2 protein-coding genes are annotated in these 1,799 nt (G+C 73.2%); both read left to right on the top strand.

Features of this window, described 5'->3' with window-relative positions; all coding sequences use genetic code 11:
• A partial coding sequence (locus D183_RS0120190) for an ERAP1-like C-terminal domain-containing protein (protein ID WP_026144700.1) occupies positions 1-592 on the top strand: 592 nt, incomplete at its 5' end.
• 163 nt (positions 593-755) lie between these two features.
• Positions 756-1,799: efflux RND transporter periplasmic adaptor subunit (locus D183_RS0120185; protein WP_017910596.1), on the top strand; the 1,044-nt coding region annotated here is incomplete at its 3' end.

Below are 1,799 nucleotides of genomic sequence, written 5' to 3'. Positions count from 1 at the left end.
GCCGGCGGTGCGGCAGGCGCTGCTGGCCCAGGGCGATGCGGTGCTGGCCGGCAAGGGCGGTGCACTGGATTTCGCCGCCGCCAACCCGGATCTGCTTGGCGCAGCGCTGACGGTGGCGGTGCAGGCGCGCGGCGCGCCCGCGGTGGACGCACTGATCGCGGCCTTGCGCGGTCACGGCGAACCGGCCCAGCGCAACGCGATGATCGAAGCGCTCGGCGCCGTGCAGGATCCGCAGCAGGTGCAGAAGGTACGCGATTTCGCCCTGACCGATGCGATCAAGGTCGGCGAGATGAACAGCCTGCTGATGGGCGCGCATGCCGAGCCGGCCACGCACGCCTCGATGTGGCCCTGGTACACCGCCCACTTCGATCGCATCGTGGCGCGCTCCGGTTCCTTCGACGGCGGCCGCTTGCCGGCGCTGGCGGCCAGCGGTGGCTGCGATGCCGCCGAAGCGGACCGGCTGGAGGCGTTCTTCACGCCGCGCCTGAAGGCACTCAGCGGCGCCGACCGCGGCCTTGCGCAGACCGCCGAGACGATTCGCCTGTGCAGTGCGCTGCGCGAGCGGCAGCACCTCGTCGTCCCGCCCCGCTGAGCGTGGCGAACGGGCGCGGTGCAGGCCGCGCCACGCGTGCGCTGCGTCTCATCGCGCAGCGCATGCGTTGGCCGGCAAGGGTCGTCGGTCATGGTTGCGACGTGTCAACGCCCGTCACGCCAGGTCGTTAGACTGGGTCGAACTCCACGCGTCCGGGATCTCCATGCCGCACCGACCACGCGCCGGCGTCCGCCTGGTGTGCCTCCTGTTGTCCTCGCTCGCGCTCGCCGGTTGCGGCAAGGCCCCGGCGCCGGCCGCGGCCAGTGCCGCGATTCCGGTGACGCTGCAGACGGTGCAGCCCCGTGAGTGGAACGACAGCCTGGCCGCGCTGGGCACGGTCAAGGCCCGCGAGTCGGTGACGCTGACCGCCAAGGTCAGCGAGATCGTGGAGCGCGTGCATTTCGAGAGTGGCCAGGAAGTGGCGGCCGGCGCGCCGCTGGTGACGCTGCGCGGGCAGGGCCAGCAGGCGGCGTTGCGCGAGGCCGAGGCCACCTACACCGAGGCCGAGCAACTGTATCGGCGGCAGAGCGAACTGGTCGGGCGGCAACTGGTGTCGCGCGCGCAACTGGACACGCAACGCGCGCTGCGCGATGCCGCGCAGGCGCGGGTGCTGCAGATGCGTGCGGAGATCGGCGACCGCAGCGTGCGCGCGCCGTTCGCCGGCGTGCTCGGCCTGCGCCAGGTCAGCCCCGGCGCGCTGCTGACGCCCGACGCGACCATCGCCACGCTCGACGACGTGGCCCAGGTCTACGTGGATTTCCAGGTGCCCGAGGCGGCACTGTCCACGGTGAAGCCTGGCGACGTGGTCGGCGGCCGCAGCGTGGCCTACCCGGGGCGCGCGTTCGAAGGCAATGTCGCTACGGTGGATGCGCGCGTGGACAGCGCCACCCGCGCGGTCACCGTGCGCGCGGCTTTCGACAATGCCGACCGCGCGCTGCGCCCGGGCATGCTGATGGACGTGCGCCTGTATCGGCCCGCCCGGCAGGCGCTGGTGATCCCGGAGATCGCGGTGGTGCAGGTGGGGCGCGACGCTTTCGTCTATCGCGTCGGCGTCGACGCCACCGTGGCCCGCGCCGACGTGCGCACCGGCGCGCGCCGCGACGGCCTGGTCGAGATCGTCGACGGCCTGCAGCCCGGCCAGCGCATCGTGGTCGAGGGCACCGGCAAGCTGCGTCCGGGCGTGGCCGTGGTCGATGCCGCCGCCGGC

It is taken from the genome of Xanthomonas sp. SHU 199 (assembly GCF_000364665.1).
In the GTDB taxonomy this organism is placed as follows: Bacteria; Pseudomonadota; Gammaproteobacteria; order Xanthomonadales; family Xanthomonadaceae; genus Xanthomonas_A; species Xanthomonas_A sontii.
Note: the sequence above shows the minus strand (reverse complement) of the source record. Positions and strands in the feature narration are given on the sequence as shown.